The 22,174-nt window shown below is 64.0% G+C and carries 23 protein-coding genes and 1 pseudogene; 18 read left to right on the top strand and 6 right to left on the bottom strand.

Going from position 1 to position 22,174, the window contains the following annotated elements; genetic code table 11:
* Positions 1-22: 22 nt before the first annotated feature.
* Complete coding sequence (locus tag EN869_RS19095) at positions 23-595, bottom strand: NADPH-dependent FMN reductase (RefSeq protein ID WP_127227522.1); 573 nt, start codon at positions 593-595, stop codon at positions 23-25.
* Between the two features lie 239 nt (positions 596-834).
* Between EN869_RS19095 and EN869_RS19090 the strand changes: the two genes are divergently transcribed.
* The 5 genes from EN869_RS19090 to EN869_RS19065 all read left to right on the top strand — a co-directional run bounded on the left by EN869_RS19090 (position 835) and on the right by EN869_RS19065 (position 7,347).
* Positions 835-1,746: an ABC transporter substrate-binding protein gene (locus tag EN869_RS19090; protein WP_127227523.1), complete on the top strand. Its 912-nt coding sequence runs from the start codon at positions 835-837 to the stop codon at positions 1,744-1,746.
* A gap of 250 nt (positions 1,747-1,996) precedes the next feature.
* The gene (locus tag EN869_RS19080; RefSeq protein WP_127227524.1) at positions 1,997-3,163 is read left to right on the top strand and encodes an ABC transporter permease; all 1,167 of its coding nucleotides are present in this window, start codon (positions 1,997-1,999) and stop codon (positions 3,161-3,163) included.
* Positions 3,160-4,098, top strand: coding sequence for an ABC transporter ATP-binding protein (locus tag EN869_RS19075; RefSeq protein WP_127227525.1), 939 nt, complete (start codon positions 3,160-3,162; stop codon positions 4,096-4,098). Before EN869_RS19080 ends, EN869_RS19075 begins: the two co-directional genes overlap by 4 nt.
* The gene (locus EN869_RS19070; protein WP_127227526.1) at positions 4,095-4,844 is read left to right on the top strand and encodes an ABC transporter permease; all 750 of its coding nucleotides are present in this window, start codon (positions 4,095-4,097) and stop codon (positions 4,842-4,844) included. The genes EN869_RS19075 and EN869_RS19070 overlap by 4 nt, the downstream gene beginning before the upstream one ends.
* Positions 4,845-5,205: 361 nt before the next feature.
* Positions 5,206-7,347 carry a sodium-translocating pyrophosphatase gene (locus EN869_RS19065; RefSeq protein WP_127227527.1) on the top strand — a complete coding sequence of 714 codons (2,142 nt, stop codon included), beginning with the start codon at positions 5,206-5,208 and terminating at the stop codon, positions 7,345-7,347.
* A 98-nt stretch (positions 7,348-7,445) separates the two neighbouring features.
* Here the strand turns inward: EN869_RS19065 and EN869_RS19060 are convergent, their stop codons facing one another.
* The 3 genes from EN869_RS19060 to EN869_RS19050 all read right to left on the bottom strand — a co-directional run bounded on the left by EN869_RS19060 (position 7,446) and on the right by EN869_RS19050 (position 9,656).
* Positions 7,446-8,399 (bottom strand): glycosyltransferase family 2 protein, encoded by a 954-nt coding sequence (locus tag EN869_RS19060; protein ID WP_127227528.1) that lies wholly within the window; start codon positions 8,397-8,399, stop codon positions 7,446-7,448.
* Between the two features lie 37 nt (positions 8,400-8,436).
* Positions 8,437-8,982, bottom strand: coding sequence for a dTDP-4-dehydrorhamnose 3,5-epimerase family protein (locus tag EN869_RS19055; protein ID WP_210213843.1), 546 nt, complete (start codon positions 8,980-8,982; stop codon positions 8,437-8,439).
* Positions 8,983-9,140: 158 nt separating this feature from the next.
* The gene (locus EN869_RS19050) at positions 9,141-9,656 is read right to left on the bottom strand and encodes an outer membrane protein assembly factor BamE (protein ID WP_127227529.1); all 516 of its coding nucleotides are present in this window, start codon (positions 9,654-9,656) and stop codon (positions 9,141-9,143) included.
* Between the two features lie 117 nt (positions 9,657-9,773).
* Here EN869_RS19050 and EN869_RS19045 point away from each other — a divergent pair, with 117 nt between their 5' ends.
* The 7 genes from EN869_RS19045 (at position 9,774) to EN869_RS19015 (ending at position 14,554) form a co-directional block, all read left to right on the top strand.
* Positions 9,774-10,316: a ubiquinol-cytochrome C chaperone family protein gene (locus tag EN869_RS19045; RefSeq protein ID WP_127227530.1), complete on the top strand. Its 543-nt coding sequence runs from the start codon at positions 9,774-9,776 to the stop codon at positions 10,314-10,316.
* An 11-nt stretch (positions 10,317-10,327) separates the two neighbouring features.
* Entirely contained in the window at positions 10,328-10,876 is a 549-nt protein-coding gene (locus EN869_RS19040; RefSeq protein WP_127227531.1) for a DUF177 domain-containing protein, read from the top strand.
* A gap of 130 nt (positions 10,877-11,006) precedes the next feature.
* Complete coding sequence (gene plsX, locus EN869_RS19035) at positions 11,007-12,077, top strand: phosphate acyltransferase PlsX (protein ID WP_127227532.1); 1,071 nt, start codon at positions 11,007-11,009, stop codon at positions 12,075-12,077.
* 9 nt (positions 12,078-12,086) lie between these two features.
* On the top strand, positions 12,087-13,058 hold the full coding sequence (locus EN869_RS19030) for a beta-ketoacyl-ACP synthase III (RefSeq protein WP_127227533.1): 972 nt from the start codon (positions 12,087-12,089) through the stop codon (positions 13,056-13,058).
* 104 nt (positions 13,059-13,162) lie between these two features.
* Positions 13,163-13,486, top strand: coding sequence for an integration host factor subunit alpha (locus tag EN869_RS19025; protein ID WP_023815657.1), 324 nt, complete (start codon positions 13,163-13,165; stop codon positions 13,484-13,486).
* 131 nt (positions 13,487-13,617) lie between these two features.
* A complete protein-coding gene (locus EN869_RS19020; protein ID WP_042640150.1) occupies positions 13,618-14,157 on the top strand; it encodes a MerR family transcriptional regulator in 540 nt (179 codons plus the stop codon).
* Between the two features lie 94 nt (positions 14,158-14,251).
* On the top strand, positions 14,252-14,554 hold the full coding sequence (locus EN869_RS19015) for a DUF883 family protein (RefSeq protein ID WP_127227534.1): 303 nt from the start codon (positions 14,252-14,254) through the stop codon (positions 14,552-14,554).
* Between the two features lie 80 nt (positions 14,555-14,634).
* On the opposite strand, the gene EN869_RS19010 is transcribed toward EN869_RS19015, so the two are convergent.
* Positions 14,635-15,621 (bottom strand): ATP-grasp fold amidoligase family protein, encoded by a 987-nt coding sequence (locus tag EN869_RS19010; protein ID WP_167507043.1) that lies wholly within the window; start codon positions 15,619-15,621, stop codon positions 14,635-14,637.
* 104 nt (positions 15,622-15,725) lie between these two features.
* Positions 15,726-16,333 (bottom strand): annotated as a pseudogene (locus EN869_RS19005) (hypothetical protein).
* 293 nt (positions 16,334-16,626) lie between these two features.
* On the opposite strand from EN869_RS19005, the gene EN869_RS19000 reads away from it, so the two are divergent.
* The 6 genes from EN869_RS19000 to EN869_RS18970 form a co-directional block, all read left to right on the top strand.
* On the top strand, positions 16,627-16,893 hold the full coding sequence (locus EN869_RS19000; RefSeq protein WP_127227536.1) for a helix-turn-helix transcriptional regulator: 267 nt from the start codon (positions 16,627-16,629) through the stop codon (positions 16,891-16,893).
* A gap of 253 nt (positions 16,894-17,146) precedes the next feature.
* Positions 17,147-17,605, top strand: coding sequence for a YbaK/EbsC family protein (locus EN869_RS18995; RefSeq protein ID WP_127227537.1), 459 nt, complete (start codon positions 17,147-17,149; stop codon positions 17,603-17,605).
* A gap of 235 nt (positions 17,606-17,840) precedes the next feature.
* Positions 17,841-19,169, top strand: a complete 1,329-nt coding sequence (locus EN869_RS18985; protein WP_127227539.1) for an NAD(P)H-dependent oxidoreductase — start codon at positions 17,841-17,843, stop codon at positions 19,167-19,169.
* A 2-nt stretch (positions 19,170-19,171) separates the two neighbouring features.
* Positions 19,172-20,200: a thiamine pyrophosphate-dependent dehydrogenase E1 component subunit alpha gene (locus EN869_RS18980; RefSeq protein ID WP_127227540.1), complete on the top strand. Its 1,029-nt coding sequence runs from the start codon at positions 19,172-19,174 to the stop codon at positions 20,198-20,200.
* A complete protein-coding gene (locus EN869_RS18975; RefSeq protein WP_127227541.1) occupies positions 20,200-21,198 on the top strand; it encodes an alpha-ketoacid dehydrogenase subunit beta in 999 nt (332 codons plus the stop codon). The genes EN869_RS18980 and EN869_RS18975 overlap by 1 nt, the downstream gene beginning before the upstream one ends.
* 3 nt (positions 21,199-21,201) lie before the next feature.
* The coding region (locus EN869_RS18970) for a 2-oxo acid dehydrogenase subunit E2 (protein ID WP_135857433.1) at positions 21,202-22,174 on the top strand (973 nt) is incomplete at its 3' end.

Raw genomic sequence — 22,174 nt, 5'->3', positions numbered from 1 at the left:
GACAAGTCCGAAACGGCCGGCGTCATGCATCCGGCGGGAGCACCTGCAGCACCCGCGCGATGAACATGTGGAACTCGTCCATATAGTTGCGGAGGAATGTTTCGGTTGACTCCACAGTCACCTCGCCGTCCTCGGTGATCAATCCCGGGGTAAACTGAATGTAGGCTTCGGGAGAGTTCATCTGGGGTGCGTTGCAGAAGCTGAGCACGCTGCGCAGGCTCTGCTGGGCGACGGCTGTGGCGATCGCGCCGGGCGACGTTCCGATGACGGCTGTCGGTTTACGGGCAAAAGAGTTCTTGCCGTAGGGCCGGCTCGCCCAGTCGATTGCGTTCTTCAGGCCGCCGGGGATCGAGCGATTGTATTCGGGCGTGACGAAAAGCACTGCCTGGACGGACGCGATGGCCTTCTTGAACTCCACGGCGACCGGCGGAAAGTCGGCGTCGTAGTCGTAACTGTAGAGCGGCAGGTCCTTGAAGGGGATTTCCGTCATCTCAAGTTCGGGCGGCGCCAGTTTCACGAGGGCCTTTGCAAGCTTGCGGTTGATGGAGCCCTTGGCAAGGCTGCCGATGAGGTAGCCGACTTTATGCTTGGCCATGACACACTCCTGTTTTGGCCGCCGACCCGCCCTTCCTAATATTCCTCGAAACAGGGCAGGCCGCCAGCCGACCTTAGGTCGGCATTGCCATGTCGGGTTGCGGCCAGGGCCTTCGTCCGGGCCGAACAAAATTATTGCGTGTGTCCCGCTAGTTATGAAACCGTATGCCCCGACTGGCCGTTATAGCCGTGCTCATATGCGCCCCACCGGATTCTCGGTTCATAGCAAGGGATTTCACAATGTTTTCAATCGGAAAGCTCGCCGTAGCGGCGATCGCGCTCGGCATTACCGCCGCCTCGGCCAGTGCCCAGGTCGTCGTCTCGTCGAAGATCGATACCGAAGGCGGAGTACTGGGCAACATCATCCAGCTCGTGCTCAACGCCAACAATATCAAGACGACGGACCGCATTCAGCTCGGCGCGACGCCCGTCGTGCGCAAGGCGATCACCGCCGGCGAGATCGACATCTATCCTGAATACACCGGCAATGCCGCCTTCTTCTTCCAGAAGGCCGACGATCCAAGCTGGAAGGATGCCGCCAAGGCCTACGAGACCGCCAAGAAGCTCGACTATGACGCCAACAAGATCGTCTGGCTGTCGCCGTCGCCTGCCAACAACACCTGGGCGATCGCGCTGCGCAAGGAAGTGACCGATCAGAACAAGCTCGTCACGCTTTCGGACTTCGGCAAATACGTCGCAGGCGGCGGCAAGGTGGTGCTCGCGGCTTCCGCCGAATTCGTCAATTCGGCCGCGGCGCTTCCGGCCTTCCAGACGACCTACGGCTTCACGCTGAAGCCCGACCAACTGATCACGCTCTCTGGTGGCGATACCGCCGCCACCATCGCGGCGGCCGCCAACCAGACCAACGGCGCCAACGCAGCCATGGTCTACGGCACCGATGGCGGCATCCAGCCCTCCGGCCTCGTCGTGCTCGAGGACGACAAGGGCGTGCAGCCGGTCTATCAGCCGGCGCCGATCATCCGCGAAGAGGTCCTGAAGCAGCACCCCGAAATCGAGACGCTGCTGAAGCCGGTATTCGCCAAGCTCGATCTCGTCACCCTGCAGGAGCTCAACGGCCGGGTCCAACTGGGCGGCGAGCCTGCGAAGGCGGTCGCCGAGGATTTCCTCAAGAAGAACGGGTTCTTGAAGTAGTCAGCTCTCTGTCGAAAAAAGTGACGCCGGTGCGAGGCGCCCCCCTCTGTCCTGCCGGACATCTCCCCCACAAGGGGGGAGATTGGCAGCTTCGTCGCCGGCCCCCTTTTTGCCACGCTGGGGATTGGCGAAAGTCGGCGCGACATCTGATCTCCCCCCAAGCGGGGGAGATGTCCGGCAGGACAGAGGGGGGCGCGAAGGAACGAGGCATTCCCAATTCTCCCCCTCCAAATCGCCACGTGGGCAGTCGATGACCGCCCGCTTCGACAAGCTCGGCGTCGTGATCGCCGCGATCGTGGCCTACGCCGCGCTCCTCGCACCCTTTGCCATGTTCCGCGCCAACCGCATCGTGCCCGGACAGGCGCGATCGATGATCGAGGCGTTGCCGCCGGCGCTTGGGCCGCTGCTGCTGGCGATCGTGATTGTGGGCGGCATCGTCGCACTGCTGAAAACACCGCTCTTGGTCAGGCTAGCCGCCAGCATCGTCGCGCTGGTCGCGCTTGCGATCCTGATCGGCACCGCCGGCAGTTTCCTGACGCCGGCCGGCAACACCTTCGCTAGGATAGCTCCGGCCTCCGGTTTCTGGCTGCTGGTCTTTGCCTTCACGCTGCTCCTGGCCGATGTGCTGACGCGGCTGAACCTGTCGCCCTGGTCACGCGTCGGCGTGCTGGTGCTGGCCGCGCTCGCCATCGCCGCGCTGCTTGTGTCGGGAAGCTGGGACAGTCTTTCCATCCTCAAGGAGTATGCCAGCCGCGCCGATAGTTTCTGGGCCGAAGCTTCCAAGCACGTCACGCTGGCGCTGGGCTCGCTGGCCGGCGCGGTGATCGTCGGCATTCCGCTCGGTATCCTTTGCCATCGTGTCGAGAGGCTGCGGGCAGGCGTCCTCAACGTGCTCAACGTTATCCAGACCATTCCGTCGATCGCGCTGTTCGGCCTGCTGATCGCGCCGCTCGGCTGGGTCGCGTTGCATGTGCCGGGAGCTGCCGCGATCGGCATCAGAGGTATCGGCACCGCGCCCGCCTTTGTCGCGCTCTTCCTCTATTCACTGCTGCCTGTGGTGGCCAACACCGTGGTCGGGCTGGCTGGCGTACCCCGCGCGGCCAACGATGCCGCGCGCGGCATGGGCATGACCGACCGCCAGCGCCTGTTCGATGTCGAGTTCCCGCTTGCCTTCCCGGTGATCCTGACCGGCATCCGCATCGTGTTGGTACAGAATATCGGGCTCGCCACCATTGCCGCGCTGATCGGAGGCGGCGGCTTCGGCGTGTTTGTTTTCCAGGGTGTCGGCCAGACGGCGATGGACCTCGTGCTGCTCGGCGCGTTGCCCACCGTGGCGCTGGCCTTTGCCGCGGCCATCATCCTCGACGCCATTATCGAAATGACCGCCACCAGGCGCAGGGTAGTTGAAACCGCATGATCGAGATCGAAGGCATCAGCAAACGCTATGACGACACGACGGTGGTCGACAATGTTTCGATGGTCATCGAGCCGCGCACCATCGCCACCATTGTCGGCACATCCGGGTCCGGCAAGACGACGCTGCTCAGGATGATCAACCGGCTGGTCGAGCCGACCTCGGGCGTCATCAAGCTCGATGGCGCCGACAACCGCTCGGTGCCCGGCTATCAGCTGCGCCGCAGCATCGGCTACGCCATCCAGGGTCATGGCCTGTTTCCGCATCGCACCGTGGCGCAAAACATTGCCACAGTGCCGGTGCTGCTCGGCTGGGAAAAGGATCGCATCAAGGCGCGTGTCGACGAGTTGATGACGCTCTACCAGCTCGATCCCCAGGCCTATGGCCCGCGCTACCCGCACGAGCTTTCCGGCGGTCAGCAGCAGCGCGTCGGCGTTGCCCGCGCCTTGGCCGCCGAGCCCAACGTGCTTTTGATGGACGAGCCCTTCGGCGCCCTCGATCCGATCATCCGCACCAAGGCGCAGGAAGATCTCCTGGCGATCCAGAAGCGCTTCGGCACCACCATCATCCTGGTCACTCACGACATGGAAGAGGCCGTCCATCTGGGCGACAAAATAGCCGTCATGGACGCCGGCAAGCTGGTGCAATACGCCAAGCCGGCCGAGATTCTCGCGAGACCCGCGAGCGGCTTTGTCGAGACATTGGTCGGCGCCAGCGAAAGGCCGTTCCGGCTGCTGTCGCTTGGGCCTGTGCGCGACGCCGTGGAGCCGGGCGATGCCGAAGGCGAGGCGATCCCCGGCGGCGCCACGCAGCGCGACGCGCTGGCCGAGCTCCTATGGTCGGGTCGCCCCGCGCTGCCGGTGAAGGATACCGACGGCAGGCTGCTCGGCCGCGTCACCATCGAAGGGCTGGTGAAACGCGCGGCGAGACCGCAATGAAAGCCTGGCTGCCCGCGCTGCTGAGGCTGGCCGTCCTGGTGCTGCTGGTGGGTTTCATCACCAATCCAAGCTGGTTCGAGCCGCTGCTGAAACCACTGACCGAGAATGGCGCGCCGGCGATCTACAATCAGGGCAGCTTGCTGACGCTGACCTTGCAGCATCTGTGGATCGTCCTGGTCGCCACGGTCGCGGCGACGATCGTCGCGGTGGCGCTCGCCATCCTGGTCACCAGGCCAGCCGGCACCGAGTTCCTGCCTTTGTCGCGCAGCCTCGTCAATATCGGCCAGACCTTTCCGCCAGTTGCCGTTCTAGCGCTTGCGGTGCCGGCTGTCGGTTTCGGCGAGAAGCCGACGCTGATCGCGCTTTTCCTCTATGGCCTGCTGCCGATCTTCGAGAATGCGCTGACCGCGCTCACCACGCTGCCCGGCAACGTCATGGAAGCGGCCCGCGGCGCCGGCATGACCGGCTGGCAGAGGCTGATGAAGGTCGAGCTGCCTCTGAGCGCCCCGGTGATCCTCGGCGGTATTCGGCTCTCTGTGGTCATCGGCCTCGCCACCGCGACCATCGGATCGACGGTCGCCGCCAAGACTCTGGGCGAGGTCATCATCGCCGGCCTGATCTCGAACAATCTTGCCTTCGTTCTGCAGGGCGGCCTGATCGTCGCCGCGCTCGCGGTGCTGATCTATGACGCCCTCTCGGCGATCGAGCGCTACGCCGCGCGGCGGATGGGGCAGGGGGCGGAATAACGAGGTTCAGACGTCGTCTTCGTTGATTTCCGCCATCTTCACTGGGCATTGGGAAAGCGCTCGATCCTCGGTTGTAAAGCGCCCGATCGTCGGCGCTGCTGGCCGTGCCACGACCCGGTTCCGCAGCAGCTTGACGCAACGTCATTTCAATCGATCTAATTCCAAGCCCGCGCTGGCCCAACAATTCCTGCCTTCGTCTTTCGGCTGAAAGCAGGGCAAAAACCGAACAATATCTTGACGTTCCAAGCCCTGTTTCGCATACACCCCAGCCAAGGGGTGGAATCCGTGCTTCGGCATCCGTCCCCGTTCCAACGGCCCAGGGAGGGGTTCTTTTGGGCCAACAATCGAGGAAAATTCGGCAATGACCATCATTACCGCCGTCATCGCCTGCGGCTTGCTGTCAGTTCTGTACGCCATCTGGGCGACACGTTCGGTCCTTGCGTCCGATCAGGGCAATCAGCGCATGCAGGAAATCTCCGCGGCCATCCGCGAAGGCGCCCAGGCCTATCTGGCGCGCCAGTACACCACCATCGCCGTCGTCGGCATCGTCGTGCTCCTGCTTGCCTGGTGGCTGCTCTCCATTACCTCGGCAATCGGCTTCCTGATAGGCGCCGTGCTTTCGGGCGCCGCCGGCTTCATCGGCATGCATGTCTCGGTGCGCGCCAACGTTCGCACCGCGCAGGCCGCTTCCAACAGCCTTGCCGCCGGCCTCGACATCGCCTTCAAGTCCGGCGCCATCACCGGCCTGCTGGTCGCGGGCCTGGCCCTGCTCGGCGTCTCGATCTACTACGCCGTCCTGACTGGCCCGATGGGCCTCCAGCCGAATGATCGCGTCGTCATCGACTCGCTGGTCTCGCTCGGCTTCGGCGCTTCGCTGATCTCGATCTTCGCCCGTCTCGGCGGCGGCATCTTCACCAAGGGTGCCGATGTCGGCGGCGACCTCGTCGGCAAGGTCGAGGCCGGCATTCCCGAAGACGATCCGCGCAACCCGGCCACCATCGCCGACAATGTCGGCGACAATGTCGGCGACTGCGCCGGCATGGCCGCCGACCTGTTCGAGACCTATGCGGTGACGGTTGTCGCCACCATGGTTCTGGCCGCCATCTTCTTCGGCGGAACGGCCGCGCTGGGCGCGGCCATGCTCTATCCGCTCGCCATTTGCGGCGCCTGCATCCTGACCTCGATCGTCGGCACCTTCTTCGTCAAGCTAGGTTCCAACGGCTCGATCATGGGCGCCCTCTACAAGGGCCTGATCGTCACCGGCCTGCTGTCGATCGTCGGTCTTGCCGCCGCGACCTCGGCTACGGTTGGCTGGGGCGAGGTCGGCACCGTCGCCGGCACCGCCATTACCGGCAAGAACCTGTTCATCTGCGGCCTCATCGGTCTGCTGGTGACCGGCCTCATCGTGGTGATCACCGAATACTATACCGGCACCAACAAGCGCCCGGTGAATTCGATCGCCCAGGCGTCTGTGACCGGCCACGGCACCAACGTCATCCAGGGCCTCGCGGTCTCGCTGGAATCGACCGCGCTGCCTGCCATCGTCATCGTCGGCGGCATCATCGCCACCTACCAGCTCGGCGGCCTGTTCGGCACCGCGATCGCCGTCACCACCATGCTCGGCCTCGCCGGCATGATCGTGGCGCTCGACGCCTTCGGCCCGGTCACCGACAATGCCGGCGGCATTGCCGAAATGGCCGGCCTGCCAAAGGAAGTGCGCCACTCCACCGACGCGCTCGACGCGGTCGGCAACACCACAAAGGCGGTGACCAAGGGCTATGCCATCGGCTCCGCAGGCCTCGGCGCGCTGGTGCTGTTCGCGGCCTATTCGAACGACCTGAAGTTCTTTGCCGCCAACGGCGACAAATATCATTACTTCCAGGGCATGGGCGACGTCTCCTTCGACCTCTCCAACCCCTATGTCGTCGCCGGCCTGATCTTCGGCGGCCTGATCCCCTACCTGTTCGGCGGCATCGCGATGACCGCCGTCGGTCGCGCCGCCGGCTCGATCGTCGAGGAAGTGCGCAAGCAGTTCCGCGAGGACAAGGGCATCATGGCCGGGACCTCCAAGCCGAACTACGCGCGCGCCGTCGACATCCTGACCAGGGCGGCGATCCGGGAAATGATCATCCCGTCGCTGCTGCCGGTGCTGGCGCCGCTCGTCGTCTATTTCGGCGTGCTCCTGATCTCGGGCTCGAAGGCCTCGGCCTTCGCGGCGCTCGGCGCCTCGCTGCTCGGCGTCATCGTCAACGGCCTCTTCGTTGCCATTTCGATGACCTCCGGCGGCGGCGCCTGGGACAATGCCAAGAAGTCGTTCGAGGACGGTTTTACCGACAAGGACGGCGTCAAGCACCTGAAGGGCTCCGAGGCGCACAAGGCCTCGGTCACCGGCGACACGGTCGGCGATCCCTACAAGGATACCGCCGGCCCGGCCGTCAACCCGGCGATCAAGATCACCAACATCGTCGCGCTTCTTTTGCTCGCCGTGCTCGCGCACGGCTGAGCGCGGCCTGTTTTCCAGCTAGAAACCCGGGGGAGCGATCCCGCGGGTTTTGTTTTTGGTCAAGCAACCCGCTCCTCGGCTGCGTCTTCGCGGAGCGCTCAGCTGTTCTCCGGCTTTTCGTTGCCGTTACGATAGCGGGCCAGCAGTTCATCAAGGCCCGGCTCGCGGTCCGGCATCGGCGGCAGACCGCGTTTCCGGCGCAGCATGGCGATGAACGCGCCGCGCCGGTATTGGCGGCGGAAGGTCCGGGCTCTCGGATGGATGCCGAGATGGGCCAGCAGCTTGCGTTTGAGATAGCGGAAGCGTTTCAGGGGAGCGGGTTCTTCGGCGTTGCCAAGAACCCTCAAACGCAGCGTGTCCGGCGAGTGCATTGCGCCCATCAAGTCTTCCTGCTCGCGCGCCGTGTCACGCGCATAGCTGCCTTCGCGCTTGCCCGAATGCAGCATGAGCACGGTCAGATGCGGCATCGTCACGATCGCCGCGCCCTTGCGCCAAGCCCGGAACAGCCAATCCTGGGAGCTTTCGCAGACGCACTGGCTGGCCGGGCGCCATGGCCCAAGCCTTGGCAGCGATGCACGGCGGATCATCAGGGTCGAGCCGAACCCGACCGTGGTGACGGGATCGTAGAAGCCGTCCCGTCCCATTCCGAGGACCGTATGCCTGGAACCTTTGCTTGCGGCCGACTCGATGACCGCGCCTCGCGCGATCGCCACATCGGCGCCGGTGGCGTCCATCCAGCCGCTCATCGACGCCAGATGGTCAGGAAACCAGAGGTCGTCATGATTCAAGATCGCGACGAAGCGGCCCCGAGCCCTGGCAAAGCCGATATTGTTGGGCCCCGATTGCTCGCCGAAATTCACGGGAAGATCAATGTAGGAGATGCGGCCGTCATCGAAGGCGGCGACAGTCGCCGCTGTGTCCGGCCGGCACGCATCGCCGACGACGATGGCTTCCCAGTCCTGCAGGGTCTGACCGATGAGGCTCTTCAGCGTCTGGCGCAGGACCGCCGGGCGGTTGTGCGTCGCTATGACGACCGAGACCAACGGTTCCATCCGTCCGATTGAGGCTTCCTGGCCGGCCTGTCCCACGCTACGCCAGCTTGTAGGGGATCTGTTCTGTATCGGGGGGCAGCCGCCAGTGGTCCGGCGCATCATAAGCGTAGGCCTTGTCGACGAGGTTGAGCAGCAAGGCCGGCTCCGGTCCGAGCGCGACGACGCCGTGCCAGACGCCAGGCGGAATCGTGACGATTGCCGGTCGCAAGGCGCTGACGATCTTATGCCAGACCGTGCCGAAACTGGGCGAAGCCTTGCGCCCGTCGAAAAGCGATATCCGGACGCTGCCGGCGCAGCAGAAAAGGCGGTCGAGGGTCGCTGCATGCGCGTGCCAACCCGTCACCGCACCCGGATACATCGTGCGTTGAAACACCTGCCCAACCGGCGATTGATCGAGATGCCATTCCTCGCGGAAGATCTCGGTCAGATGGCCGTTGGATGTCGCTACGGGTCTGATTTCCTTGATCCGGACGCCCTCGATCGCCGGAGGGTCGATGGCAAGCCAGTCGGGCGTTACGGTTTGCCGATCGGGCGTGCCCGTGGCCATCCAGCCTTCCGGTCTTGCCCGGCCATCGTCTGTCATTTCAAGCTTCCCCAACCCGGCCGGCCTGATAGCGGGTTGCCATCTCGCTGGCAAGTTGTGCTCTTCCCATAGCCCAAATAAAAACCCGTGAGAATATTCTCACGGGCTCTGTTTTCAGGGATGCAAAAAGCAGCAGGAAATCGACCCAACGGGCAGCCTCAAGGGGTGCCGCCGCCTGGGATGCCGGGGGCGATCTTCGACGCGCCCTTGATGACCTGGCTGAGGAAGTTCTGGTCCTTGCCGCCGGTCGGCGTGGTCCTCGAGATGAAGTCGAAGACCTTGCCGTCCTTGAGACCGTAATTGGCAATCTGGGTGACGCGGCCGTCGGCGCCGAAATAGACCGCCAGCACGTGCTGGTCGATGATGTGCGGATTGTCGAAGGCGACGTAGCGTTTGCGCGTCTGCGAGATGTAGTAGAAGGCCTCGTTGTCGAAGGTGGCGGTCGTGGACGGCGTGCCCAGCGCCAGAAGCACCTGCTCGCGGCTCGATCCGACCGGTACCGAGTCGATGGCGGCCTGGTCGATGACGTAGCCCTTCGTCAGCGTCTCGGTTGGATGGAGATCGCCGAACATCTTGGACGAATTACAGGCGGAAAGCGCCGATACCACCACCAGCAGTGACGCCACCCCCAATGGGGCGGGCGCAAAGAACGACTTGAATTTCAGCGCACCCAACAACAATTCTCCATCACATCCCCGCAACTTGCGCTGGGCCGCAAAACCGGTAAACCAGCTTGCATGCCGATGCAACAAGGCCAAATCAAACAACAGGTCCCCGGGAGACCACCCTCAATGTTCCAGCGCCTTTTTGGCCGCGAACGCAATGCCAACCGCGCTATCACCGACGCGCTCTACGCACAAATCGTGGCGGCGGCGCGGCAAACGGTGTTTTATTCCGACTGGAACGTGCCGGATACGCCGCTCGGCCGCTTCGAGATGCTGTCGCTGCATATGTATCTCGTCCAGCACCGGCTGCGTGGCGAGCAAGGCGTGGCGGCCGAGGTCGCGCAGGTGCTGATCGACGAGTTCTTTCTCGATGTCGAGCATTCCTTGCGCGAGCTTGGCATCAGCGATGTCGGCGTGCCCAAACGCATGAAGAAGCTGGCGAAGATGTTTTACGGCCGCACGGCCGCTTATGACGACGCCCTCAAGGAGGACGACCGGGTGGCGCTTGCGGCGGCGCTCGCCCGCAATGTCAGGCCGGACGCCGGCCCCTGGCCGCAGGCGCCGTCGCTGGCGGACTATGTTGGCGATGCCTCGCAAAAGCTTGCCGCGCAGCCGACCCAATCGATCGCCGCCGGCACGGTCGCGTTCCCGGTCGCCGGGACGGTGTGAAGGAGGCCGGGATGAAAGACGCCGAATTGCTGAGCCCCGTATCGTTTGTCGCCAATGTCGCGCGCCTGCCGCAGAAGGGCCTGCCGGTCGTGGTCGAGGCCGACGAGCGCCAGCGCGCCGCGCTTGCCGCCGAATATGATCTGCTCTCGGTCGAAAGCTATCGCGCCGAGCTGCTTGTAGCGTCGTGGAAGCGCAATGGCGTCAAGGTCACCGGCCGCGTCGAGGCCGACATCACCCAGGCCTGCATCGTCACCCTGGAGCCGGTCGTCGCGCATATCGACGAGCCGGTCGAGGCGCTGTTCTTGCCCGAGCAGTCGAAGCTTGGGCGCGAGGGTTTCGAGGGTGGCGGCGAGATCATCCTCGACGCCGACGGACCGGACAGCCCGGAGACATTTTCCGGCGACACCATCGATGTCGGCGCGCTGGCCGAACAGTTTTTCGGCCTGGCGATCGACCCTTATCCGCGCAAGCCGGGGGCTTCGCTCGACGTTGCCGGCGACGATCAGCCCGAGGAAAGCGAATTCCAGAAAAAGCTGCGTTCGCTGCTTGGAAAATCCTGACAGTGGTCCGGATTTTGGAAAAGTTGGTTGTGCGCAGGCGCAAAACCGCTATTTTCGCCGAACCTTCGCGAGCCCCCTTACCTCGGCAGGCGTCCGCCGCAAGCCAGGCAAACCGTGAGAAAAGCATTACGTGATCAGGATTTCCATCGATGCCATGGGCGGCGATCACGGACCGAGCGTGGTCATCCCGGCGCTGATGACGGTCGCCATCCGTCGCCCTGATATCCGCTTCGTCATCTATGGCCGCGAGGACGTGGTGCGCCCCGAACTCGCCAAATTCCCGAAACTCGCCGAGGTCAGCGAGTTCGTTCATTGCGAGATCGCCGTACGCATGGATGACAAGCCGAGCCAGGCGCTGCGCCAAGGTCGCTGGAAGTCGTCGATGTGGAAAGCCGTCGAGGCGGTAAAGAACGGCGGCGCGCAGGCCTGTATCTCGGCCGGCAACACCGGCGCGCTGATGGCGATGTCGAAATTCTGCCTGCGCACCATGGCCACCATCGATCGCCCCGCGATCGCGGCACTGTGGCCGACCACGCGTGGCGAGAGCGTGGTGCTCGATGTCGGCGCCACCATCGGCGCGGACGCGCATCAGCTCATCGATTTTGCCATTCTGGGCACCGGCATGGCGCGCTCGGTGTTCGGCGTGGAGCGGCCGAGCGTCGGCCTGCTCAATGTCGGCGTCGAGGAGATCAAGGGCCAGGAAGAGGTCAAGGAGGCCGGCCGCATGCTGCGCGAGGCCAACATGGCTTCGATGAATTATCGAGGCTTCGTCGAGGGCGACGACATCGGCAAGGGCACGGTCGACGTGGTGGTCACCGAGGGCTTTGCCGGCAACATCGCGCTCAAGACCGCCGAAGGCACGGCGCGGCAGATCGCCGGCTATCTGCGCGCCGCCATGAGCCGCACGCTGATGGCCAAGATCGGCTACGTCTTCGCCAAGGGCGCTTTCGACAGGCTGCGCGAGAAGATGGATGTCGGTCGCTCCAATGGCGGCGTCTTCCTGGGATTGAACGGCATCGTGGTCAAGAGCCATGGCGGCGCCGATTCGGATGGCTTTGCGGCGGCCATCGAGCTCGGCTACGACATGGTGCGCAACAATCTGCTTGACCGGATCGAGGCCGACCTCGATCTGTTTCATGCGCGCAACCCGGCTGCCCAGGCAAACAGGAAATCCGGTGTCTCCGCCGACGCCGAGGAATAGGAAAGAGCTTTGATCAGATCAGTCGTGCGCGGCAACGGTGCCGCGCTGCCCCGCCGCATCATGAAGAATGCCGATTTCGAAGGCATGGTCGAGACTTCGGACGAGTGGATCGTCCAGCGTACCGGCATCCGCCAGCGCCACGTTGCGGCCGACGACGAGACGACGGCCTCGCTCGGCGAGGCGGCGGCGCGCGCAGCACTCGGCAGCGCCGGCATGACGCCTGCCGATATCGACCTCATCATCCTGGCGACGTCGACGCCCAACAACACCTTCCCGGCGACCGCGGTCGAGATCCAGAATCGGCTCGGCATGCACCACGGCTTTGCCTTCGACATGCAGGCCGTGTGCTCGGGCTTCGTCTATGCCGTCGCCACAGCCGATCTCTACATTCGCGGAGGATTGGCCAGACGCGTCCTGGTGATCGGTTCGGAAACCTTCTCGCGCATCCTCGACTGGAACGACCGCTCGACCTGCGTCCTGTTTGGCGACGGCGCTGGCGCGCTAGTCCTCGAGGCGGAAGAAGGCGCTGGCGCGATCACCGATCGCGGCGTGCTGGCGGCCAGTCTGCGCTCCGACGGCGTGCACAAGGACAAGCTCTTCGTCGACGGCGGCCCTTCGACCACCGGAACCGTCGGCCATCTCAGGATGGAAGGCCGTGAGGTGTTCAAGCATGCCGTCGGCATGATCACCGACGTTATCGAGGCAACCTTCGGCGAGGCCGGCATAACGGCTGAGGACCTCGACTGGTTCGTGCCGCATCAGGCCAATAAACGGATTATTGACGCTTCCGCCAAGAAGCTCGGGATTGCCGAGCAGAAAGTGGTGGTCACCGTCGATTTACACGGTAACACCTCGGCTGCCTCGGTGCCGCTGGCTCTCTCGGTGGCCGTCGCCGACGGCCGCATCAAGAAGGGCGACCTGGTGCTTCTCGAGGCGATGGGTGGCGGCTTCACCTGGGGCGCGGTGTTGCTCCGCTGGTAAGTGCCGAACGCGCCGGTTCGGTTCTTGACCTTGACGGATCAATTACTTAGGCTCTGCCTTTACCTGTATCGATTTACGTTTTTGCTCGCAGATGGGACGGTCGCATGGGGGGAAAGACACTTACGCGTGCCGACCTTGCTGAAGCCGTTTATCGGAAGGTTGGCTTGTCGCGAACGGAATCGGCGGAGCTCGTCGAGGCTGTCCTGGACGAAATCTGCGAAGCCATCGTTCGCGGCGAGACGGTCAAGCTGTCGTCCTTCGCCACCTTCCATGTCCGCTCCAAGAACGAGCGCATCGGTCGCAATCCCAAGACCGGTGAGGAAGTGCCGATCCTGCCGCGCCGGGTCATGACGTTCAAATCGTCGAACGTTCTCAAGAGCCGGATCCTGCGTTCGCACCAGAACAGCAAGGGCAAGGGCGGCAAGTAGTTTGCTGGCGAATGCGGTTGAAAACCGCCAGCCGTTTGACGCCGGGCTTGAATATCGTTTCATAAATCGCTGAAATAAGGCACGATTCGGCATCATGCACCGGATCGCGGTCCAGTGTGGAGGATTGGCCCATGGACAAGAGTCCCGATGCTTTCCGCACCATCAGCGAAGTCGCGGAAGATCTCGATCTGCCGCAGCACGTGCTGCGTTTCTGGGAGACGCGCTTCACCCAGATCAAGCCGATGAAGCGTGGCGGCGGCCGCCGTTACTACCGGCCGCAGGATGTCGAACTGATCAAGGGCATCAGGCATATGCTCTACGATCAGGGCTATACGATCAAAGGCGTGCAGAAGCTGCTGCGCGAGAACGGCAACCATTTTCTGGTCGCCATCGGCAATGGCGACATGGCCGCCGTGGAAGCGATCGCCCAGCGCCGCCAGGCCGAACAGGTGCCGCTGACGGCGGCCGCGCAGCCGCGCGGCGACGAGGATGCATTGGTCGGCCAGCCGAAGGTGAAGCCCAGCCGCCGTTTCTTCGGGCTCGGCAAGAGCGACGACGAAGGCCCGGTTCAACCTGACGCTTCGAAATTGTCGCGTGACAACCGTGCCTTGCTGCAGGAGGCGCTGTTCGACCTCCTTGAATGCAAGCGCCTGCTCGACCAGGTTCGTTGACCGGCCATCATTCGGCTTGCTGCTGCTCCGTCAACCTGCCGGAACTGGCGCTTCGTCCATGCGTTAGGCCTTCTCCAAGAGAAGGACATAAAGCATGGCATCGTTTTCGACCCTTTCCGATCTTGATCTCGACAGGCAGGTCGCGACGCTCTCCCGGCAACTGAACGATCTCAAGAAGGTTTTGGCCAGGCGCGGCGACGCTTATTACGAGGACGGCCGCGAGGCGGCGTCCGACTATTATTCGCAACTCGCCGATCGCCTGCACGAGGCGCTGCCGGCGATCAGGCGCAGGGGCAGGGCGCTCGAGCGGACGGCGCGCGATCATCCGGCGACGGCCGCCGCTGTCGGGCTGGTCGTGGTCGGGCTGCTGGCTGGCCTGCTCATCAGTCGGCGCTGATCGGTTCAACGAGCTATGACCTGAAATGGCGGCGTCCTGGACGGCCGCCATTTCCGTGTCATTCGGCTGCGCGCGATCAGTCAGGCGCGCAATTGTTTTCGTGTTGCGCGCAGCGCGCATCTGGCACGCAGCGCCTCGGCATAGAGGCGGCTTAACCCGCGATGCTGTCGCCTGAGATAGGCCGAGTCTTCGAGCCGCCAAAACCGTTCGAGCCGCTCGGCGATCGCAGGGTTGGTCCAGGTGCCGTAGCCGGCGCCGGAATAGATGCATATTTCGCCGGCATGGAGGCCCTTGTCCGTCACCAGGAAATCGACCCTGGCATGATCGAGGTCGCCGGCGATACGCGGCGCCAGCGCTATCGCCTGCCGGACAAAGTCGAGCAGGGCGGGACTGACGGGCAGGGATTGGTCCTTCCGCGGATAGTCGGGATCGCGTCCGGGTAACGGACGGCCGTCGCCGTCGAACAGGTGCGAGCGCGCCGCAAGCTTGTCCTCGGCCCAGACATGACTGATGTCGCCGCTGCAGACATGAACCTTGTCGGTGGCGATCATACCGCCGCTGAGTTTCAGCTGCTCCTCGACAAGAACGGTGGGGGTGATAGGCCAATACGCCCATTCACCGCTGCGTCGTCCGAAGCGTTTCCTGAGCCACCGCTTTGCCTTGCGCATGATCTCCGCGCGCGCGGGCCGGCCACCGGAAACGAAGATGTTCATCTCGCAGCCATGGTTGGTCTTGACCACGACCTGGCCGGCAAGCAGTTCCGCCGGTATGTCTTCCGGATTCCGGCCGGACCATAGCGTTTCGGCAAGCGGCAATCCAGGACAGGCGGCGCGGATATGAGCCTTTGCCGCCAGCTTGTCGGTCAGCGTCACGAACAGCGGATTATGGTCGATGATCTTGCGCCACAGCATCAGCTCGTTGTAGCGCGTCGGAGCGGCCGGGTTCGGCAGATAGCCGAGTCTCATGGCGAAGCGGGCAACGAGAACCGGATGGCGAAGGGTCAGCACGATTCGAGCGGCCATCAGCACCAGCCGGTGTCTGACCGGAAGCTCGATGCTGATCTCCATCAGACACATTCCGGAGCGCGGTGCGGCATCACCGGATGCTAAAGCAGAAAAATTCCGATGGGGAGGCCGGACCGCGGCAATCCTTGGCGTGCGGGCGCCCGGCTTCACATGGGCGGCGCGATGCCGTGATTCCCGACCACCACCCGGTTCGCGACGAGCTTGCCGTTGCTGCCGCGTTGGGCGTTGACGAATACCGCCACACTGGCGCGAGATCCGCCGGCGTGGCGGTGGCGAATGTCACGATCGGCGTCGCCTGCGGGATCGCGATCTGCTTCTTCTGGCCGTTGTCATAGGTGAGCGTGACCGTGCGGCCCTGGATTTCCGTGACGTCGGCCACGGTGCCATTCGTCATGCGGCTGTTGGGCCGCAGATCCCAGTCGCGGTCGCCTTCTCCGGTGCCCTTCAGAGCCGCCGGGAAGATCACGACTTCCAGCGCGCCGCTGCCGCCATCGGCCTTGGAAACCGAGGCGATGCCGAGAAAGTCGCCGTGCTTGATATCGGTAGCCGATGCCTTGGCGACACCCGAAATCTTCCAGCCGCCGGCAAGCGTGATCGCATCGGTTTTGCCGTCGCGATCCTCGACCGTGAGCGTCGATCCGGCAACGCTGACGACCGTGCCTCGAATACGTGCGGCATCCGCCGCCCGCGCCTCCGTTGCGCCGACGACGCTTGAGATTGTGCCGAGCACAATTGCGAACGATTTCAAATTCATCGTATTCGATCCTTCCGTGAAATGTCCGGTGCGGGGGGATGCTGCCGATGACGGCTAGCTAACGAATCGAGGCGTCGAAAATGCCGGCGAAACCCGGTCGCGGACCTTCAAAAGAACTTGATTGGGCGCCGCGTGACCCTACATGTAGGTAGCCTGCGATACCGGCCGCAATGCCGCTTCACGATGGCGTGACGGCCTAAGCTCTTGGCAAATCATTTGTTAACGAGCATTCTCCCGCCAGTCTCAGGCAACGCCACATTTCATCAGACCCTGTTTCATCTCAAGGAGTTGCCATGCCCAACACCGCACGGAACGCCGTTTCCAACGACATCATTGCCGCGTCCGGCCTCAATCCGCTGAAAGCCGCTCGCGAAACAAGGGGATATACGATCGAGGAACTCTCTTTGACCTGCGGCCTCGCCGTGGGCGAGATCATCGACATCGAGGACGGCAAGGACGCCGATCCCGCCAAGCTCCGGCGCATTGCCTCGGCGTTGCAGATGCCGGAAGAGGAATTGATCACAGTGCCGGCCGCCGAGAATCGGCCCACGCAGCAATAGAGGCACGAAAAGCGTCCATTCGAGAGCCCGCCGCGGTGTTACCCGGCGGGCTTTTTGGTGCATGTCCCCCAAAAGTGCGCAGCGGTTTTGGGACAACGACATGCATAAGAAGAACAACCTAAAGCGCGTCGTGTGAGGCCGTTCAGACGCGACGCGCTTTAGTGCCCGCGATGCGCCGGTCCTGGCTCTTGCCAATGGCGGTTGCGCCATGCGATTCGCCGGGTCGCCGCTGTTCTACAGACGAGGGATCGCCATGAGCTTGGAATCGGTTCGCGTTTTCTTTGCCGAGCATGCGCCCGACATCGAAGTTATTGTCACCGAGGCTAGCTCGGCAACAGTGGCGCTGGCGGCCGAAGCCCATGGCGTGACGCCGGCCCAGATCGCCAAGACGATCTGCTTGCGCGTCGGCGACGAGACCATGCTGGTCGTGACCAGCGGCATCGCCAGGCTGGACAACCGCAAATTCAAGGACAGGATGGGCGGCAAGCCGCGCATGCTCGGCGGCGAAGAGGTGCTGGCAGCGACCAGCCATCCGCCGGGCGGCGTCTGTCCGTTCGGCCTGCCCGGGCCGCTGCCCATCTATTGCGACCTGTCGCTCAAGCCCTTCGACGAGGTCGTTCCCGCCGCCGGCGCCACCAATGCCGCGGTCCGCATCACGCCGCAGCGCATGGCCGACCTGGTCGGTGCCGTATGGGTCGACGTTTGCCAGTAACAATCGCCGCCTAGATATCTCTTCGTGGCCGGCGAAAAGGCCGACGGTCGCCATTCGACCGCCGGCACTCGCTTCCATTGGGCTTGGCACAGGCGGCCGCCGTCCGTGCGTTTCGCCGTTGCGCGCCGATCAATTCGAAAAGCATTGACCTTTGGACATTAGTCTTGACAGAAATACAGATGTTCAATACCCGTCAGGCAATCGAACAGCATGCGATATGGGAGGAATAAGCGGCATGGCTTCCAATATTTCGTTGACGGGCCTCGCCCGTGACCTCGAGGAACGCGCCAAGTCCGGCAAGCCCATCCGCATCGGCCTGATCGGCTCCGGCGAAATGGGAACCGACATCGTTACACGCGTCGCCCATATGTCCGGCATCGAGATCGGCGCGATTTCCGAACTCAATCTGCCGGCGGCCAGCAGGGCCGTCGACATTGCCTTCCAGGAAACCGGTCACGCGCGGGAAGTGTCGAACGCCTCTGCGATGAATGCGGCCATGGAGGCCGGCAAGATCGCCGTTACCAACGATTCCAGCCTGGTGATCGGCAACGACCTCATCGATGTCGTCATCGATGCGACCGGCGTCCCGGCCGTCGGCGCCGAGATCGGACTGCGCGCTATGGAGCACGGCAAGCATCTGGTGATGATGAATGTCGAGGCCGACGTTACCATCGGCGCCTATCTCAAGGCCGAAGCCGATCGTCTGGGCGTCACCTATTCTCTGGGGGCCGGCGATGAGCCGTCTTCCTGCATGGAGCTGATCGAGTTCGTCTCCGCCATGGGTCACCCGATCGTTGCCGCCGGCAAGGGCAAGAACAACCCGCTCAACATCGACGCCACGCCTCCCGACTACGAGGAAGAGGCGAAACGCCGGCATATGAATGTGCGCATGCTGGTCGAATTCGTCGATGGCTCGAAGACCATGGTCGAGATGGCGGCAATCGCCAACGCCACCGGGCTGGTTCCCGACAAGCCCGGCATGCACGGCCCGGCCGCGACGCTCGGCGAATTGTCCAAGGTGCTGGTGCCTCAGAAGGATGGCGGTGTGCTGTCGAAGGTCGGAGTCGTCGACTATTCGATCGGCAAGGGTGTGGCGCCCGGCGTCTTCGTCGTCGCCGACATGTCGCATCCGCGCATTTCGGAGCGCATGGAAGACCTGAAGATGGGCAAGGGCCCCTACTTCACCTTCCATCGCCCCTATCACCTGACCTCGCTCGAAGTGCCGCTCACCTGCGCCCGTGTCGTGCTCTACGGCAAGGCCGACATGGTGCCGCTGGCCAAGCCGGTGGCCGAGGTCTGCGCCGTCGCCAAGAAGGATATGAAGCCCGGCGACAAGCTCGATGCCATTGGCGAGTATTGCTACCGCGCCTGGATCATGACCGCGCCTGAGGCCCATGCCGCGCGCGCCATTCCCTGCGGCCTGCTGCAGGGCGGTTCGGTCACCCAGCCGATCAAGAAGGGCGAGCTCATCACCTATGCCAATGCGGCGCCCGCGCCGGGCTCGAAGATCGCCGAGCTGCGCGCCCGCCAGGACAAGCTCGTCTACGGCACCGTGGAGGCGTGATCATGGCCACAGCCCGCAAAGCCGTCGTCGACAGCCGCGCCAACCTGCCTTTCGTCTACCGCCAGTACAGCCCGGAACAACTCCGGGGAGTGCTCCACAAGATGTATCTCATCCGCCGCTTCGAAGAGGGCGCGGAAGAGTGCTACATGCGCGGCCTCATCCACGGCACCATGCATCTGTCGATCGGCCAGGAAGCGAGCGCCATGGGCATCTGCATGCCGCTCGCCGAGGATGACCAGATCACCTCGACGCATCGCGGCCACGGCCACTGCATCGCCAAGGGCGCCGAAGTCAGCCGCATGTTCGCCGAGTTCTTCGGCAAGACCACCGGCTACTGCAAGGGCCGCGGCGGCTCCATGCACATCGCCGATGTCGCCAAGGGCAATCTCGGCGCCAACGGCATCGTCGCCGGCGGCATTCCGATCGCGGTGGGCGCCGCGCTGTCGTCCAAGATGATGAAGACCGGCAAGGTCGTGGTCTCCTTCTTCGGCGACGGCGCCAACAATGAAGGCGCCTTCCACGAGGCGCTGAACATGGCGGCGATCTGGAAGCTGCCGGTGATCTTCGTGTGCGAGAACAACGGCTACGGCATGTCGACCTCGACGGCGCGCTCGACGGCGGTGAAGAACATCGCCGAGCGCGCGGCCGCCTATTCGATGCCGGGCGTCGTCGTGAACGGCAACATCTTCTCCGAGGTCGCCGAGGCGTCCTTCAAGGCCGTCGAGCGGGCGCGCGCCGGCGAGGGGCCGACGCTAATCGAATCCAAGACATACCGCCATCGCGGCCATTCCAAGAGCGACCGCAACCGCTACCGCACCAAGGAAGAGATCGAGGACTGGATGGCGAACCGCGATCCGATCACGCTGTTCGAGAACGAGCTGCGCGATTTCGGTTTCATCGACGACCACGGCATCGAGGCGATCCGCGACGCGGTCGCCAAGGAGATCGCCGACGGTATCGAGTTCGCCAAGGCGAGCCCGGCCCCCGAGATCGCCACCCTTGAGAACTATGTTTACACGGAGCATGCGTGATGGATGCCGCGGTGCGTGAACTGACCTACGCCCAGGCGATCCAGGAAGCCATGGCGATCGCCATGGACATGGACGAGCGCGTCTTCCTGATGGGCGAGGATATCGGCGTCTATGGCGGCGCCTTCCAGGTCACCGGCGATCTGGTCGAGCGCTACGGCGCCGATAGGGTGATCGACACGCCGATCTCGGAACTGGGTGGCGCGGGTGTCGCGGTGGGCGCCGCCGTCACCGGCATGCGGCCGATCTTCGAATTCCAGTTCTCGGATTTCGCCACGCTCGCCATGGAGCAGATCGTCAACCAGGCGGCCAAGATGCGCTTCATGCTGGGCGGCGAGGTCTCGGTGCCGGTGGTGATGCGTTTCCCCGCCGGCTCCGGCACGGGTGCGGCAGCGCAGCACAGCCAGAGCCTGGAGGCCTGGCTCGGCCACGTGCCTGGCCTGAAGGTCATCCAGCCGGCGACGCCGCATGATGCAAAAGGCATGCTGCTGGCCGCGGTCGCCGATCCGGACCCGGTCATGATCTTCGAGCACAAGCTGCTCTACAAGATGAAGGGCCATGTGCCTGAAGGCCACTACACCGTACCGATCGGCAAGGCGGAGATCCGCCGCGAGGGCTGCGACCTCACCATCGTCGCCACCTCGATCATGGTGCAGAAGGCGCTCGATGCCGCGGCCACCCTCGAAGGCGAGGGCATCGACATCGAAGTGGTCGACCTGCGCACGATCCGGCCGATCGATCGGCAGACCGTCATCGACAGCGTGAAGAAGACCTCGCGCCTGCTCTGCGTCTACGAAGCGGTGAAGACGCTCGGCATCGGCGCCGAGGTGAGCGCGCTGGTCGCCGAAAGCGAGGCATTCGACTATCTCGATGCGCCGATCGTGCGCCTCGGCGGCGCCGAGACGCCGATCCCCTACAATCCGGACCTGGAAAAGGCGACTGTGCCGCAGGTTCCCGACATCATCGCCGCAGCGCGCGACCTTGTGAAAGGGGTCCGCTGAGCGATGCCGACCGAAGTCATTCTTCCCAAGGTCGACATGGACATGGCGACCGGCCAGATCTCGCGCTGGTTCGCCGAGGAGGGCGCCAAGGTCAAGAAGGGCGACGTGCTCTTCGAGATCGAGACCGACAAGGCTGCGATGGAGATCGACGCCCCGGCCAGCGGCACGCTGCGCAACGTCACCGGCAAGGAGCGCGTCGACATTCCTGTTGGTGAGCCTGTCGCCTGGATCTATGCCGATGACGAGGTTTATGAGGCCAAGCAAGGTGAGGCACCAATCTCCCCCCTCGTGGGGGAGATGTCGGCGAAGCCGGCAGAGGGGGGCGCTGTCCCGTCAGCGTCCCGTTCTTTCGCGCCCCCCTCTGCCCTGCCGGCCATCTCCCCCACGAGGGGGGAGATCAGCCAATCGTCGACCGCCGGACGCGCGACGCCGCTGGCGCGCCGCTTGGCCCGTGAGGCGGGCCTGGCGATTGGCGAGATAAAAGGCAGCGGCCCGCGCGGTCGCGTTCTGCGAGCCGATGTGGAGGCCGCGCTTTCCTCCCCCCTTGAGGGGGAGGTGTCCGCGAAGCGGACGGTGGGGGTCGCCTCAGAAGGCACCGCCCTGAAGTCGAGCCCAGTCGAACCGACCCCTCCCGACCGGCCTTCTGCCGGGCACCCTCCCCTCAAGGGGGAGGGGGACGTGCTGCGTCTTTTCGCCGAAGGCTCCTACGAGCTTGTCCCGCACGACAATATGCGCAAGACCATTGCGCGCCGCCTGGTCGAGGCGAAATCCACCATCCCGCATTTCTATCTGACGCTGGATTGCGAGCTCGACGCGCTTTTGGCGCTGCGCACGCAGTTGAATGCAGCCGCACCGATGAAGAAGACCGACAAAGGCGAGGTTCCCGCCTACAAGCTTTCGGTCAACGACATGGTGATCAAGGCCATGGCGATGGCGCTGATGGCCGTACCGGATGCCAATGCGTCGTGGACCGACA

The organism is Mesorhizobium sp. M2D.F.Ca.ET.226.01.1.1 (genome assembly GCF_004022705.2).
Classification (GTDB): domain Bacteria; phylum Pseudomonadota; class Alphaproteobacteria; order Rhizobiales; family Rhizobiaceae; genus Mesorhizobium.
Note: the sequence above shows the minus strand (reverse complement) of the source record. Positions and strands in the feature narration are given on the sequence as shown.

Bases quoted from the DNA above. Each gene is read 5' to 3' on its own strand.
- EN869_RS19095 (WP_127227522.1), bottom strand. From the start codon at position 595: ATGGCCAAGCATAAAGTCGGCTACCTCATCGGCAGCCTTGCCAAGGGC.
- EN869_RS19090 (WP_127227523.1), top strand. From the start codon at position 835: ATGTTTTCAATCGGAAAGCTCGCCGTAGCGGCGATCGCGCTCGGCATT.
- EN869_RS19080 (WP_127227524.1), top strand. From the start codon at position 1,997: ATGACCGCCCGCTTCGACAAGCTCGGCGTCGTGATCGCCGCGATCGTG.
- EN869_RS19075 (WP_127227525.1), top strand. From the start codon at position 3,160: ATGATCGAGATCGAAGGCATCAGCAAACGCTATGACGACACGACGGTG.
- EN869_RS19070 (WP_127227526.1), top strand. From the start codon at position 4,095: ATGAAAGCCTGGCTGCCCGCGCTGCTGAGGCTGGCCGTCCTGGTGCTG.
- EN869_RS19065 (WP_127227527.1), top strand. From the start codon at position 5,206: ATGACCATCATTACCGCCGTCATCGCCTGCGGCTTGCTGTCAGTTCTG.
- EN869_RS19060 (WP_127227528.1), bottom strand. From the start codon at position 8,399: ATGGAACCGTTGGTCTCGGTCGTCATAGCGACGCACAACCGCCCGGCG.
- EN869_RS19055 (WP_210213843.1), bottom strand. From the start codon at position 8,982: ATGACAGACGATGGCCGGGCAAGACCGGAAGGCTGGATGGCCACGGGC.
- EN869_RS19045 (WP_127227530.1), top strand. From the start codon at position 9,774: ATGTTCCAGCGCCTTTTTGGCCGCGAACGCAATGCCAACCGCGCTATC.
- EN869_RS19040 (WP_127227531.1), top strand. From the start codon at position 10,328: ATGAAAGACGCCGAATTGCTGAGCCCCGTATCGTTTGTCGCCAATGTC.
- EN869_RS19025 (WP_023815657.1), top strand. From the start codon at position 13,163: ATGGGGGGAAAGACACTTACGCGTGCCGACCTTGCTGAAGCCGTTTAT.
- EN869_RS19020 (WP_042640150.1), top strand. From the start codon at position 13,618: ATGGACAAGAGTCCCGATGCTTTCCGCACCATCAGCGAAGTCGCGGAA.
- EN869_RS19015 (WP_127227534.1), top strand. From the start codon at position 14,252: ATGGCATCGTTTTCGACCCTTTCCGATCTTGATCTCGACAGGCAGGTC.
- EN869_RS19010 (WP_167507043.1), bottom strand. From the start codon at position 15,621: ATGGAGATCAGCATCGAGCTTCCGGTCAGACACCGGCTGGTGCTGATG.
- EN869_RS19000 (WP_127227536.1), top strand. From the start codon at position 16,627: ATGCCCAACACCGCACGGAACGCCGTTTCCAACGACATCATTGCCGCG.
- EN869_RS18995 (WP_127227537.1), top strand. From the start codon at position 17,147: ATGAGCTTGGAATCGGTTCGCGTTTTCTTTGCCGAGCATGCGCCCGAC.
- EN869_RS18985 (WP_127227539.1), top strand. From the start codon at position 17,841: ATGGCTTCCAATATTTCGTTGACGGGCCTCGCCCGTGACCTCGAGGAA.
- EN869_RS18980 (WP_127227540.1), top strand. From the start codon at position 19,172: ATGGCCACAGCCCGCAAAGCCGTCGTCGACAGCCGCGCCAACCTGCCT.
- EN869_RS18975 (WP_127227541.1), top strand. From the start codon at position 20,200: ATGGATGCCGCGGTGCGTGAACTGACCTACGCCCAGGCGATCCAGGAA.